Source organism: Citrobacter sp. Res13-Sevr-PEB04-36, assembly GCF_015672735.1.
Classification (GTDB): domain Bacteria; phylum Pseudomonadota; class Gammaproteobacteria; order Enterobacterales; family Enterobacteriaceae; genus Citrobacter.
This window is the reverse complement of the sequence record NZ_JADABY010000029.1, coordinates 142,090-155,006: the sequence shown is the minus strand read 5'-3', so window position 1 is coordinate 155,006 and position 12,917 is coordinate 142,090. Positions and strand designations below refer to the sequence as shown.

Here is a 12,917-nt window from a genome sequence, read left to right as displayed (position 1 = left end):
TTAATGAGTTGCACCGCCCGTCACGGCGATATCGCGCTCCACCTGTAACGCCGTGACAATGGCGATTTCCAGTGCACGACGCACCGTATCACTCGCCATACTTGGCGCACCGGGATGGGCTGCTGCCTGCTGTGGCAGATAAGGAATATGAATGAATCCCCCCTTCACCGTCGGCGTATCTCGCAGTTTGTGCAGCAAGCCATACATCACGTGGTTACAGACGAAGGTACCTGCGGTTTGCGAAACCGAGGCCGGAATCCCGGCGCTGCGCATGGCTGTCACCATAGCTTTGATCGGCAGTGTGCTGAACCATGCCGCCGGGCCATCGGCCACAATCGGTTCATCTACCGGTTGCTGACCACGGTTATCCGCAATACGCGCATCGTCCACGTTGATGGCAACGCGTTCAACGGTGATGTCCGTACGACCTCCAGCCTGACCAACCGCCAGCACCAGCGACGGTGACAGCGTTTCAATCGCACTATTGAGTACCGTCAGAGAGTCGCCAAACACGCACGGCAGCTGGCGCGCCACGACGCGGCATCCGGCGATGATAGCATTGTCGAGCCCTGAGACCACTTCCCAGGAAGGGTTAACTGACTCGCCGCCAAAGGGTTCAAATCCGGTGATTAATACCGTTTTCATCCTTCCTCCTTACAGGAACATCAGGAAATACATCAGGAATACGTTGACCAACAGCAGCAATATGCCGGTCGGCACCTGCGCCTTAATCACCGCGTTTTTATCCGGCAGCTCCAGCAGCGCCGCCGGTACGATGTTAAAGTTTGCCGCCATTGGCGTCATCAGCGTTCCGCAATACCCGGAGAACATACCAATTGCCGCCATCACCGCCGGGTTGCCGCCGTGCTGCAAGACGAGGATTGGAATCCCAATCCCGGCGGTCACAATCGGGAAGGCGGCAAAGGCGTTACCCATAATCATGGTCAGCAGCGCCATGCCAATGGTGTACACCGCCACGGCGATAAAGCGGCTGTCCACCGCCAGATATTCCTGCGTCAGATACGAAATTCCGCTGCCGACGCCCGCCGCCGTAAACAGCAGACCAAGCGTGGCTAGAATTTGCGGCAGGATGAACGCCCAGCCAATGGAGTCCAGCAGGCGACGCGCTTCCTGAATCGGCTGATGTGCCCGCTCATGGGTCATTTTAACCGCCATTGCCAGACCAATTAGCGAACCAGCGGTCATTGAAAACAGCGTCACCAGCGTGGCGTGATTCCCGGGCCCAAACAGCGCATCCTGTAAACCCGGAATATGATTAAACATCAGCACGCCAATAACGGTCACCACCGGGATTGCCAGTGCCGGGAAAAACAACTTGTTGCCCAGTCGACTGGCGCTTTCTTCACGTTGTTGTTGCGTACGTTGATGGTAGCTACCAAGCTTCACGCCGCCAAAGCCTGCGATCAGCGCCAGTATGACTACTGCGATACCCACTGCGATATGCACCGTACGTTTGTCGCCAAACAGCGAATAGGTCCAGTCACCCAGCAAAAACAGCAGACCGTACACGCCCCAGAACAGGCCGGTGGTTAAACGCCGGGGATTCGCTTTGTCCTGCCAGGACATCACAGCCACAATCAACAGGACCACGCCCGCCAGCCAGTAGAGATAGCTTTGCTGAAAATTCATTTCGCTTCCCCTTTCGCTGCGGCATTCGCTTTCGCGACTTCTCGTTGCAGATAGCTATCCAGCCGCCACAAGCGCGCACCGTGGATCAGGAAGGCACAAATCGCCGTTGGGATCCCCCACAAGGCAATGTGCAGCGGCTCGGTCTGGATCCCGCCGGACTCCAGCATAAAGTTGTGCATGAAGATGATTGCCCCAAAGGCAACAAAGATATCTTCGCCGAAAAACAGCCCGACGTTATCGGTCGCCGCCGACATTGCACGCAGGCGATAGCGTACCGAACCCGGCAGTTCGCCGTGATTTTTCTCAGCGGCCCCTTCCGCCATCGGCGCCAGAAGTGGACGCACCATTTGCGGATGCCCACCCAGACTGGTCAGCCCCAGCGCGGCGGTTGCTTCACGGATAAACAGATAAACAATCAGCAGACGGCCACTGGTGGCGCTGCGGATTTTCGCGATCCACGCCTGGGCGCGTTCTTTCAGGCCATGGCGCTCCAGCAGGCCAATGACCGCCAGTGGGATCAATAAGATAAACGGCAGATTGCGGGTGTTGAGAAAACCTTCACCCAGTTTTTCGAGGATAGTGGCGATCGGCATATGCGCCGCCAGTCCTGTGACGATCCCGGCAATGATGACCACCAATACCGGGTTAAAACGTAAAAGAAATCCGACCACGATGACGGCGATCCCCGTCAATGGCCAAAGAGAAATTACCTCTTCCATAATTCATTCCTGTTAAAACTCGTCATACTTCAAGCTGCAGGTGCGTTGACTGCGTTCGTTCACCCCAGTCACTTACTTATGTAAGCTCCTGGGAACTCACTCACTGGTCATCTTCCTGCAACTCGAAATATTTAGAGTATATGTTGTTGTGTAATATATTATTGTTTTGTATGGCAAATCTTATGCGCTAATTTCAATATTGCATGCATTAAACGCGCTGCGCAAGCGGCGGGCAAAAGCGAGTGCGTGCTCACCATCACCATGAATACAGACCGTCTGCGCCGTGACGTTGGCCCATTCTCCGGTCTGGCTTTTGACTCTCCCAAACTGCACCATTTCTAAGGTTTGCGCCAGCGCTTGCTCTTCATCTTCAATCAGCGCCCCCGGCTGGCTTCGCGGAACCAGGCAGCCATCCGCCTGATAACCTCGATCGGCAAATACCTCCTGACGCGTCACCAGCCCATAATGTTCGCCGGCTCGAATCAATTCGCTGCCCGCCAGTCCTACCAATACCAGCGACGGATCGCAGGCATACACCGCCCTGGCGATGGCATCGGCCAACTGCGGGTCCTTTGCTGCCTGGTTGTACAGCATGCCGTGCGGTTTGACGTGACGCATCACGCCGCCTTCCGCCCGGGTTATCGCCGCCAGCGCACCGACTTGATACAGCGTCTGGGCATAAACCGTGTCAACGGGCAGGGTCATGGCGCTACGGCCAAAGTTTTCCCGATCCGGGAAGCTTGGGTGAGCCCCTACTACCACGCCATTTTTTAACGCTTCACGCACGCTTGCCAGCATGGTTTGCGCATCCCCGGCGTGAAATCCGCAGGCTATGTTGGCAGAAGACACCAGTTGCAGCAGCGCTGCGTCATTTGCGCAACCTTCGCCGAGGTCTGCATTCAGATCAATTTTCATCGTTAAGCCGCCATGTTAATTGTTCCAGATAACGCAGCCGATCGTGACGCGCCTTTAGCGCCTCCTCCAGCGAACACTGAACAAAATGAATCGGCTGCCCGAGGGGGATTTGCGCCAGATGGTACATATCCGCCTCAATGATACAGGCGATGCGCGGATAACCACCTGTGGTCTGGGCATCGTTCATCAGCACGATCGGCTGGCCGTTATGCGGCACCTGCACCACCCCGGGAAGCAGACCGTGCGATAACATCTCACGCTCAGTGGTACGCGTCAGCGGCTGCCCCTGCAGGCGATACCCCATTCGGTTACTCTGCGGGCTGAGTTGCCACGGTGAGCGCCAGAACGACGCCTGTGAAGCCTCGTCAAACTCATGATACTCAGGTCCGGGTAACGCACGAATGCGGTTGCCCCACATGAGCTGTTTTACCCCCTGCGGTCCGCTGAACTGTCGGGTTGATACGCCCAGCGCCAGCCGGTCACCATCGCGTAGCAGACGCCCTTCCAGACCGCCAATGCCGACTTTCAGATCGGTACTGCACGAGCCCATGACATCGGGAACATCGATGCCGCCGGCCACCGCCAGATAACTGCGCATGCCATGTTGAGGACGTTTTAGCGTCAGACGTTGTCCGGCCTTCACCGGCAGCCGCCATCCGCTCCACACGGGGCTACCGTCTAAATGCGCGTCACATCCCGCACCGGTCAGCGCGAACCAGCCATCTGCATCAAACTCCACCACCAGCTGACCGAGCGTTATCTCCAGCGCAGCGGCATTAGCATCATTACCTACCAGCAGGTTAGCGACGTTCAGTGCAGGCTTATCCAGCGCCCCACAATGGCTGATCCCTGACTGGCGAAAACCGTGACGACCACCGTCCTGGACGGAGGTGTACATGCCGGCACGAATGATAGTTAACATACACCCTCCCTCTGCGGTACAAAGCGCACGGTATCTCCAGGTCGTAAGAGAATGGGTTCATCCTGGAGTGGATCAAACAACTTAATGGCGGTATGCCCTATCAGCTGCCATCCTCCCGGCGTGGCGAGCGGGTAGATACCGGTTTGTGAGCCACCGATACCGACCGAACCTGCTGGAACAATCAGACGCGGTTCCGCACGTCGTGGGGTATGCAGTTGTTCCGGTAAGCTCCCGAGATACGGGAAACCTGGCTGAAAGCCTAAAAACCAGACCACATAGTCAACAGATGCATGCAATTCAACAACCTGCTTCTCGCTTAATCCACTGTGCTGCGCGACGTCGGCCAGATCCGGTCCCTGCTTTCCGCCGTAGGTCACAGGAATTTCAATAAAGCGCGACTCCGGCTCCAGCGCTTCACTCTCCTCCCACCAGCGCTGCAGACGTTCAATAGCATCCAGCGCCAGAGTTTGCGGATTACGCAGCGTCACCGTGATATTGTTCATGCCCGGAATCACTTCAAGCACATTCGGGGCATCAACCAGGCGCTGAGCCAAACCCCAGATACGTTTCTGGGTCGCCAGCGTAATGGGGGGTTCCAGTTCCAGAACCACCGCAGTTTCACCTAACAGATAACAACGCGCTCGCTGCACTTTCGTCCCTCTTTTTACAACCTGATTCATTAGGCGGGGTTAGGAATATCGATAAACGACACATCCAGTTCGGTATTTTCATTCAGCCATTCACTTAACGCCCGGATACCGCCGCGTTCGGTAGCATGGTGTCCGGCAGCATAGAAATGCAGCCCCTGCTCACGGGCTGAGTGAATGGTTTGCTCTGAGACCTCGCCGGTAATAAAGGCATCAACGCCAAAACGGGCCGCGCTATCAATGAAGCTTTGCCCGCCCCCGGTACACCAGGCAACGCGCTGAATTTTTTCCGGCCCGCTATCGCCACACCACAATGGTTTACGCCCTAAACGCGCTTCAATCCACGAGGCAAGTTCCAGCCCCGGAACCGGCATGGCCAGTTCACCCCAGGGTACCAACGGCTCAATTTCCCCCATCACGGTAATGCCCAATAACGCAGCCAGCTGTGCGTTATTACCCAGCTCCGGGTGGGCATCCAGCGGCAGGTGCCAGCCATACAGGTTAATGTCATTTTCCAACAGCGTTTTCAGACGATGGCGCTTCATGCCGCGAATCACCGGAGATTCACCTTTCCAGAAGTAACCGTGGTGAACGATGACCGCATCAGCTCCCAGGCGAACAGCCTCATCCAGCAATGCCTGGCTTGCGGTCACACCGGTCACGATTTTATGCACCGTCTCTTTGCCCTCAACCTGCAAACCATTCGGCGCATAGTCGCTAATCGCGGCACTGTTCAGTTTGTCGTTGATCAGTTGTTCCAGTTCGGTGTTTTTCATCATCGCCCTCGTTGTCATAAATTCTGCCTGTCCAATCAGCAATACTGCTTATGTAAAATAGCGTCCCCGCCTCCATTCGTCGATAACCATTTCACTGACACATTAAGAAACAATCACTCGCTATTTGAACGTAAATTGCTTACCACCACGCAATCGTATTCATGTATATTTATGCAATCAGACAGCATATTGCAAAAATAATCAGATCTGTATCAAGGTTACAACTTCAAGGAAACACGCTCACGCAGTACCTTCATCCTGCCGTGAGGTATTCACTTCGAGAATAGAATGAATAAACAAGCATCTCAGCCACGCGCAATTTATTACGTCGTTGCGCTGCAAATTTGGGAATACTTCAGTTTTTACGGCATGCGCGCCCTGCTGATCCTGTATCTCACCAACCAACTCAAGTACAACGACACTCATGCATATGCGTTATTCAGCGCCTACTGCTCGCTGGTGTATGTCACACCTATCCTCGGGGGATACCTGGCGGATAAGGTCCTTGGCAACCGTATGGCTGTGATGATAGGCGCGTTGTTAATGGCGGTTGGGCACTTAGTACTGGGTGCCAGTGAAATGGCGCCAGCATTCCTTTATTTATCTTTGGCAATCATTGTCTGCGGCTACGGTCTGTTTAAATCCAACATTAGCTGCCTGCTGGGTGAACTGTACCAGACCGACGATCCGCGCCGCGATGGTGGATTTTCACTGCTCTACGCCGCCGGAAATATCGGTTCAATTATCGCCCCCATTGCCTGTGGCTATGTGCAGGAAGAGTACAGCTGGGCGATGGGCTTCGCGCTGGCCGCAATTGGTATGCTGGCAGGCCTGGTGATTTTCCTGTGCGGTAACCGACATTTCGCGCACACCACTGGCGTCAACAAAGCGGTCCTGTGTGCCAGAACGTTTGTTCTGCCAAACTGGGCCTGGCTGTTAGTGCTGCTGGTCGCCGCACCGCTGCTAATTACCGTTCTGTTCTGGAAAGAGTGGTCCGTCTATGCACTGATCGTCGCCACCCTTATTGGTCTGGTCGTTCTGGCAAAAATTTACCGTCAGGCGCAGACGCAAAAGCAGCGCAAAGAACTGGGGCTTATCGTCACGCTGACGTTCTTCAGCCTGTTGTTCTGGGCCTTTGCACAGCAGGGTGGCAGCTCCATTAGCCTGTATATCGACCGCTTTGTTAATCGCGATATTCTTGGATATTCCGTTCCTACCGCCATGTTCCAGTCGGTAAACGCCTTTGCCGTGATGCTGTGCGGCATCGTGTTGGCCTGGGTGGTAAAAGAAAGCGTCAGCGGTAATCGTACCGTACGCATCTGGGGGAAATTCGCCCTCGGCCTGGGTTTGATGAGCGCCGGGTTCTGCATTCTGACCTTAAGCGCACGCTGGTCTGCAACCTACGGTCACTCCTCTATGCCGCTGATGGTGTTAGGGCTGGCAGTAATGGGATTTGCCGAACTGTTTATCGACCCGGTCGCCATGTCGCAGATTACGCGCATTGAGATCCCTGGCGTCACCGGCGTGTTAACCGGTATCTATATGCTGCTTTCCGGTGCCATTGCCAACTATCTGGCGGGGGTGATTGCCGACCAGACGTCACAAGGCGCGTTTGATGCCTCCGGGGCCATCAACTATTCCATTAACGCGTATATTGATGTCTTTAGCGAAATTACCTGGGGCGCGCTGGCCTGCGTGGCACTGGTATTGCTGATCTGGCTGTATCAGTCAGTCAAATTTAAAAAACGCGCGCTGGCACTAGCATCCTGAGTTTGCAGGCCCGGTGATGTCACATATCTCGGGCCTGCTTTTTATCCTTCGGTTACGAATTATTTGCTGCCAGATCGCCGTCAGACAGACCGGTAATCAGTAACACCATTTCACGATCTATTCCTTGTGCCAGCATGGTTTGCGCAATACGCAACGCGGCTTCTTGCTTACCCTGCTGTAGTCCTTGTTGTAATCCTTCCTGTACTCCATCTAACCGTAACCGCTCCGCAATAGTCATCAGCCTCTCCTTGTGTTGGGGGACCCGTTGCGCCATCTCTTGCATAAATTCAGTAAAACGAGATTCATCGCCGGATTGCAGAATGTAATTAAACATCGCCTGTAGCTGGGTGTCATTAGTGCAACCTGTTAGTAGCAGTGTGCTTAGTTGCTCTACCAACTCCATCAAATCCCGCTGACGGATATGCTTTTGCATCAGTTCCAGCAACGCCATTCGCCTGTGAGCCATGATGTCGTCATCAGGCACAACCGTTATATCCACCAGCGGAAATGCGCTGGCATAAAGTTGTTTTGCCGCCACGGGATCGGTGAACGCATCCAGCCAGCACAGTGAATACGGGTACGGGCTTCGACAGCCATGATAAAACAGCATCGGAATGACCAGCGGTAATTCCTTGTGCCCAGCATCCAGATGGCGCTGCATAGCTGCCATCGCATAACGCAGCAGACGAAAAGCCATATGCGGATCGGCTGAACTCTGATGCTCTATAACGACATAAACATAACCATCGCCTTCGCGTGTGTGTAAAGACCAGAGCACATCGGAGTAGCAGGAACGTAGATCAGCGTCGATAAAGCTCTCTGACTCCAGTTTCAACGTGGATAAATCGCAAAGCGTCCGCAGAGAAGCCGGAAGGTGAATGTCGAGGAAATCGCGCGCTGTTTCGGGATGGCGTAAAAATGTTTTGAATACCGCATCATGCGGTGTGGACGTCGCTGGCGTTGTCATCGTGTTCCGTCACCTGAAAGAAGATGACGGAACTTTACTGCCCGAGTGTGACGCGTGCATCCAGGCATTCACAGCCTTGCGTACACGCTCCAACCCTAAATGCGCCCGGCAGCAACACATTCATGCTACCGGATGGTAGTACGCAAAAATCGACCGTACTCTCACCCCTTGCGTGCCGCCTCGTAGGCTGCCAGCGTCGCCAGCCGTGCCTGTTTATGATCTACAATCGGACGGGGATAATCGAGGGTAACCTGCGCTTTTTCTGCCCACGTCCACGGGTCGTGGATAGCTTTACCCGGAACATCACACAGTTCTGGTACCCACTGGCGAATAAACTCACCGTCGCGGTCGAATTTCTCCCCCTGAGTTGTGGGGTTAAAAATGCGGAAATACGGTGCAGCATCGGTTCCGGTAGACGCAGCCCACTGCCAGCCACCATTATTGGCCGCCAGGTCGCCGTCGATCAGTTGCGACATGAAGTACTGCTCGCCTTTACGCCAGTCAATCAGCAGATCTTTCACCAGGAAGCTGGCAGTTATCATGCGTAAACGGTTATGCATCCAGCCGGTAGCGCTAAGCTGGCGCATCGCGGCATCAACAATGGGGTATCCCGTATTTCCCGTCTGCCACGCCTGAAGATGCGCCGCGTTGTTCTGCCATTGCACGCGGTCAGTCCAGCGAATAAACGGTTGATGCCGACACAGCGCCGGATACCAGGTCATTAAATGTCGGTAAAATTCACGCCAGATAAGTTCATTCAGCCAGACGCTCCCGGCCCCGCCTTCTAGCGCCAGTGGCTGTTCCACTAACAGACGGTTCAGGCATTGACGCGGTGACAACCCGCCCGTGGCCAGACTCGCAGACAAGCGACTGGTGCCTTCAATTGCCGGGTAATCACGCTGTTGTTCATAGTCGCTCGCCGCCTGCTGGCAAAACTGGCGTAACTGCGCAATAGCCTGTTTTTCTTGCGCCGGGAAAAGTGCTGCATCAAAATCCTGCTGCGGATAATCCAGCACCAACGGTGCTAACGGCGCGGTTAGCGCCCCACTCTCCCGCATCTTTGGCGCGCTAACACATTCCGGAATGCCGTCTTTAATTCGCTTCAGCCAGGCATTTTTAAACGGCGTGAAGACTTTATACATTTCATGATTGCCAGTCATAACCGCGCCCGGGGGCAGGATCACGCTATCATCAAAGCCTTCGCACACGACGTCAGGCAACTGCTTCTCTACCCTCGCATCCCGCTGCCGCTCGTTGATTTCATACTCATAGTTATAAAACAACCGCCTGACGCCATGCTGTGCGCAAACACTTTTTACTGTCTCGATGCTGGCAGCAAAATCGGCAACTTCATGAAACAGGAGTGGGATCCCTTTTTCTGTCAGCGCCGCATGTAGCGAATTCAACTGCGCGCTGATAAACGCCGCCTGACGCGCAGACATATCATGAGCCGCCCATTGTTCAGGAGTGGAGATATATAACGCCAGCACCCGGGCTGAACGATCCCGACACGCCGCCGCAAGAGCAAGATTGTCATGCAGGCGCAAATCACGCCGAAACCAGACCAGGTGCGTGGTCATAAAACTCCCGAATAAAAATTAATCTGGGCTGCGGAAATGCAAAATCGCTGGCCAGAGTTCAAAGTAACGTTGCCCGGACAGCCAGGTGTTCGGGTGCTCAGCCATATAGTGTTTGATGAGCATTAACGGTGCAAGCAGTGGCTGCGCTTCGCGTCGATAGCTATCGATTATCGAGGTCAGTTCCTGACGTTGATGCAGATCGAGTTGATTGCGGAAGTAGCCCTGAACGTGCATCAAAACATTGGTATGGTTACGTCGGGTCGCATTATTCAGCAGCAGATGGGTCAGTCGTAAACGGTACTCATTAAAAAACGCCTCAAGACTTTTCCATTCGTGGATGGCCGCAACGAAAGGGCCTAGTTCACGATACTCTGGTTGGGAATGCGCCAGCAGGATCAGTTTGTAGCGGGTGTGATAGTCAATCAACGCCCCGCGCGTTAGCCCCCGCTGGCGAAGCTTATACAGTTCATGCAACGCATAAATACGCACCAGGGTACTGTCGTCGAACGGGCAGGCTTCTCTGACAGAACAACCAACCGCAGGTGCCGTAACACAGGTGCGGATACCCACAGGAATTCTCTTGCTCATCACGACTCCTTATCCGTTATTCGGGTAAGTGTAGACGTCCGTGCATAAAAAAACCGCCACATTGCTGTTGGCGGTTTTTTTAGCAATTACGATGACTTAATAGAAATCGCAGGTCGCTTTTTCAGCCTGATCCATCCACACCGGTTTATCACTGGTTTTCGACCAGACGCGGTGCAGGTAGCTGTAAAAACGGGCACGGTCTTTCCAGAACAGCATAACCGGCAGCGCCAGCACGCCCGCCACGACGGCGAAAGTACGGCGTAATAAGACAATGTGCGCTGGATATTCTTTATAAAAATCCATAATCCTCTCCCCTATATCTGTTCGGTGAATGGCACCGGAAAATAAATTTGGTTAACTGATGAAAATAATACCGCCCTGTGTGTAATTTTGCTACTCATCCGACCACTTATTTTTATCTATTGATGCTCCGTTTAGACTTAAACTGTAATTAAGTTACATAAAAGTTAAATTAATACTAATCATTAGTTAAATAACGGTCTTTGCTATTTTTATACTTTTTTTACACCCCACCCGCCAATTTTTGCGAAATCTTTGCAACCAAAAACCTACGCTCTGGTTATCACATTGATGTCACTGGAGGTGCACCGTGGGTGCAGGCGTGATGACCGGCATTGTGCTGGTTTTTTTATTATTAGTTTATCTGGTGTATGCCCTGATTAATGCGGAGGCGTTCTGATGGCGGCACAAGGATTTTTACTCATCGCCAGTTTCTTATTGGTGTTATTTATCATCGCCAGGCCGCTGGGTGCCGTGCTGGCAAGACTCATAGGCAACATCCCCCTGCCGGGCGTAACCGGTGTTGAGCGTATTCTCTGGCGCGGGTTAGGCGTTTCACAACATGAGATGAACTGGAAACAGTACCTGCTGGCAATCCTGATGCTCAATATCCTGGGTCTGTTGGTGCTGTTTTCCCTGCTGATGGCGCAAAACTTGTTACCACTGAATCCTCAGCAACTGCCGGGGCTGTCATGGCACCTCGCGCTGAATACCGCCGTGAGCTTTGTCACCAATACCAACTGGCAGTCTTACAGTGGCGAAACCACCTTAAGCTACTTCAGCCAGATGGCAGGCTTAACCGTGCAGAACTTCCTGTCTGCAGCGACCGGTATTGCGGTGATTTTTGCCCTGATCCGCGCCTTTACACGCCAGAGTATGAATACACTGGGCAACGCGTGGGTGGATCTGGTGCGCATTACGCTGTGGATCCTGTTCCCTCTTTCTCTGCTTATCGCCCTGTTATTTATTCAGCAAGGCGCACTGCAAAACCTGCTGCCTTATCAGCCATTCACCACCCTTGAAGGCGTCAAACAGCTGTTGCCAATGGGACCCGTCGCCTCGCAGGAGGCCATTAAGATGCTCGGTACCAACGGCGGCGGCTTCTTTAATGCTAACTCATCACATCCGTTTGAAAACCCAACCGCCTTAACCAATATGGTGCAGATGTTGGCTATCTTCTGCATTCCTACCGCTCTGTGCTTTGCCTTTGGCGACGTCGTGGGCGATCGCCGTCAGGGACGCACCCTGCTGTGGGCCATGTCGTTAATTTTTATCATCTGTGTGGCGGTAGTGATGTGGGCGGAAGTACAAGGAAACCCGCATCTGCTGGCGTTTGGCGCAGACAGCAGTCTCAATATAGAAGGTAAAGAGAGCCGCTTTGGCGTACTGGTCAGCAGCCTGTTTGCGGTCGTCACGACGGCAGCCTCCTGTGGGGCGGTCATTGCTATGCACGACTCCTTCACCGCTATGGGCGGAATGGTACCGATGTGGTTGATGCAGATTGGCGAAGTGGTGTTCGGCGGCGTGGGTTCCGGTTTGTACGGCATGCTGCTGTTCGTCCTGCTGGCGGTATTTATCGCCGGGCTGATGATCGGGCGCACACCGGAATATCTGGGTAAGAAAATCGACGTGCGGGAAATGAAAATGACCGCACTGGCGATTCTGGTCACGCCTGCGCTGGTGCTGATCGGCACAGCGATAGCCATGATGAGCGACGCCGGACGTAGCGCCATGCTCAACCCCGGCCCGCACGGTTTCAGCGAAGTGCTGTACGCCGTGTCATCTGCCGCCAACAACAACGGCAGCGCCTTTGCCGGGTTAAGCGCTAACAGCCCCTTCTGGAACTGTCTGCTGGCATTCTGCATGTTCTTCGGTCGCTTCGGGGTCATTATTCCAGTGCTGGCGATTGCCGGTTCGCTGGTGAGTAAAAAGAGCCAGCCGGCAAGTCAGGGCACGCTTCCCACCCATGGCGCACTATTTGTCGGGTTGTTGATCGGTACAGTGTTACTGGTTGGCGCCCTCACCTTTATTCCTGCCCTGGCGCTTGGCCCGGTCGCAGAATACCTCTCTTTACGTTGAGCGA

General features: G+C 54.0%; 14 protein-coding genes. 3 read left to right on the top strand and 11 right to left on the bottom strand.

The genetic code is table 11. The annotated features are described in order from the left end of the window. The 7 genes from pcp to ybgI all read right to left on the bottom strand — a co-directional run bounded on the left by pcp (window position 1) and on the right by ybgI (window position 5,629). Window positions 1-645 carry a pyroglutamyl-peptidase I gene (gene pcp, locus IMQ48_RS08680; RefSeq protein ID WP_196208703.1) on the bottom strand — a complete coding sequence of 215 codons (645 nt, stop codon included), beginning with the start codon at window positions 643-645 and terminating at the stop codon, window positions 1-3. Window positions 646-654: 9 nt separating this feature from the next. Then, window positions 655-1,650 (bottom strand): DUF979 domain-containing protein, encoded by a 996-nt coding sequence (locus IMQ48_RS08675; protein WP_196208702.1) that lies wholly within the window; start codon window positions 1,648-1,650, stop codon window positions 655-657. Then, window positions 1,647-2,369 carry a DUF969 domain-containing protein gene (locus IMQ48_RS08670; RefSeq protein ID WP_096757850.1) on the bottom strand — a complete coding sequence of 241 codons (723 nt, stop codon included), beginning with the start codon at window positions 2,367-2,369 and terminating at the stop codon, window positions 1,647-1,649. The genes IMQ48_RS08675 and IMQ48_RS08670 overlap by 4 nt, the downstream gene beginning before the upstream one ends. 180 nt (window positions 2,370-2,549) lie before the next feature. Then, on the bottom strand, window positions 2,550-3,284 hold the full coding sequence (gene pxpA, locus IMQ48_RS08665; protein WP_196208701.1) for a 5-oxoprolinase subunit PxpA: 735 nt from the start codon (window positions 3,282-3,284) through the stop codon (window positions 2,550-2,552). Next, window positions 3,274-4,206: a 5-oxoprolinase subunit PxpC gene (gene pxpC / locus IMQ48_RS08660; RefSeq protein WP_196208700.1), complete on the bottom strand. Its 933-nt coding sequence runs from the start codon at window positions 4,204-4,206 to the stop codon at window positions 3,274-3,276. The genes pxpA and pxpC overlap by 11 nt, the downstream gene beginning before the upstream one ends. After that, window positions 4,200-4,856 (bottom strand): 5-oxoprolinase subunit PxpB, encoded by a 657-nt coding sequence (gene pxpB, locus IMQ48_RS08655; protein WP_196208699.1) that lies wholly within the window; start codon window positions 4,854-4,856, stop codon window positions 4,200-4,202. Before pxpB ends, pxpC begins: the two co-directional genes overlap by 7 nt. Before the next feature lie 29 nt (window positions 4,857-4,885). Continuing rightward, window positions 4,886-5,629, bottom strand: coding sequence for a radiation resistance protein YbgI (gene ybgI, locus IMQ48_RS08650; protein WP_196208736.1), 744 nt, complete (start codon window positions 5,627-5,629; stop codon window positions 4,886-4,888). A gap of 288 nt (window positions 5,630-5,917) precedes the next feature. Between ybgI and dtpD the strand changes: the two genes are divergently transcribed. Then, a complete protein-coding gene (gene dtpD / locus IMQ48_RS08645; protein ID WP_196208698.1) occupies window positions 5,918-7,399 on the top strand; it encodes a dipeptide permease DtpD in 1,482 nt (493 codons plus the stop codon). A gap of 52 nt (window positions 7,400-7,451) precedes the next feature. Here dtpD and IMQ48_RS08640 read toward each other — a convergent pair whose 3' ends face one another. The 4 genes from IMQ48_RS08640 to IMQ48_RS08625 all read right to left on the bottom strand — a co-directional run bounded on the left by IMQ48_RS08640 (window position 7,452) and on the right by IMQ48_RS08625 (window position 10,837). Then, entirely contained in the window at window positions 7,452-8,366 is a 915-nt protein-coding gene (locus IMQ48_RS08640) for an Rpn family recombination-promoting nuclease/putative transposase (protein ID WP_196208697.1), read from the bottom strand. A 161-nt stretch (window positions 8,367-8,527) separates the two neighbouring features. Beyond that, window positions 8,528-9,946, bottom strand: a complete 1,419-nt coding sequence (phrB, locus tag IMQ48_RS08635) for a deoxyribodipyrimidine photo-lyase (RefSeq protein WP_196208696.1) — start codon at window positions 9,944-9,946, stop codon at window positions 8,528-8,530. Window positions 9,947-9,964: 18 nt separating this feature from the next. Continuing rightward, window positions 9,965-10,534: a DUF1722 domain-containing protein gene (locus IMQ48_RS08630; RefSeq protein WP_196208695.1), complete on the bottom strand. Its 570-nt coding sequence runs from the start codon at window positions 10,532-10,534 to the stop codon at window positions 9,965-9,967. 96 nt (window positions 10,535-10,630) lie between these two features. Beyond that, entirely contained in the window at window positions 10,631-10,837 is a 207-nt protein-coding gene (locus IMQ48_RS08625) for a YbfA family protein (RefSeq protein ID WP_181490441.1), read from the bottom strand. 307 nt (window positions 10,838-11,144) lie between these two features. Here IMQ48_RS08625 and kdpF point away from each other — a divergent pair, with 307 nt between their 5' ends. Continuing rightward, window positions 11,145-11,234, top strand: coding sequence for a K(+)-transporting ATPase subunit F (gene kdpF, locus IMQ48_RS08620; RefSeq protein ID WP_196208694.1), 90 nt, complete (start codon window positions 11,145-11,147; stop codon window positions 11,232-11,234). Continuing rightward, window positions 11,234-12,913, top strand: a complete 1,680-nt coding sequence (gene kdpA, locus IMQ48_RS08615) for a potassium-transporting ATPase subunit KdpA (RefSeq protein ID WP_196208693.1) — start codon at window positions 11,234-11,236, stop codon at window positions 12,911-12,913. Before kdpF ends, kdpA begins: the two co-directional genes overlap by 1 nt. Window positions 12,914-12,917 lie beyond the last annotated feature (4 nt).

Bases quoted from the DNA above. Each gene is read 5' to 3' on its own strand.
- pcp (WP_196208703.1), bottom strand. From the start codon at position 645: ATGAAAACGGTATTAATCACCGGATTTGAACCCTTTGGCGGCGAGTCA.
- IMQ48_RS08675 (WP_196208702.1), bottom strand. From the start codon at position 1,650: ATGAATTTTCAGCAAAGCTATCTCTACTGGCTGGCGGGCGTGGTCCTG.
- IMQ48_RS08670 (WP_096757850.1), bottom strand. From the start codon at position 2,369: ATGGAAGAGGTAATTTCTCTTTGGCCATTGACGGGGATCGCCGTCATC.
- pxpA (WP_196208701.1), bottom strand. From the start codon at position 3,284: ATGAAAATTGATCTGAATGCAGACCTCGGCGAAGGTTGCGCAAATGAC.
- pxpC (WP_196208700.1), bottom strand. From the start codon at position 4,206: ATGTTAACTATCATTCGTGCCGGCATGTACACCTCCGTCCAGGACGGT.
- ybgI (WP_196208736.1), bottom strand. From the start codon at position 5,629: ATGAAAAACACCGAACTGGAACAACTGATCAACGACAAACTGAACAGT.
- dtpD (WP_196208698.1), top strand. From the start codon at position 5,918: ATGAATAAACAAGCATCTCAGCCACGCGCAATTTATTACGTCGTTGCG.
- IMQ48_RS08640 (WP_196208697.1), bottom strand. From the start codon at position 8,366: ATGACAACGCCAGCGACGTCCACACCGCATGATGCGGTATTCAAAACA.
- phrB (WP_196208696.1), bottom strand. From the start codon at position 9,946: ATGACCACGCACCTGGTCTGGTTTCGGCGTGATTTGCGCCTGCATGAC.
- IMQ48_RS08630 (WP_196208695.1), bottom strand. From the start codon at position 10,534: ATGAGCAAGAGAATTCCTGTGGGTATCCGCACCTGTGTTACGGCACCT.
- IMQ48_RS08625 (WP_181490441.1), bottom strand. From the start codon at position 10,837: ATGGATTTTTATAAAGAATATCCAGCGCACATTGTCTTATTACGCCGT.
- kdpA (WP_196208693.1), top strand. From the start codon at position 11,234: ATGGCGGCACAAGGATTTTTACTCATCGCCAGTTTCTTATTGGTGTTA.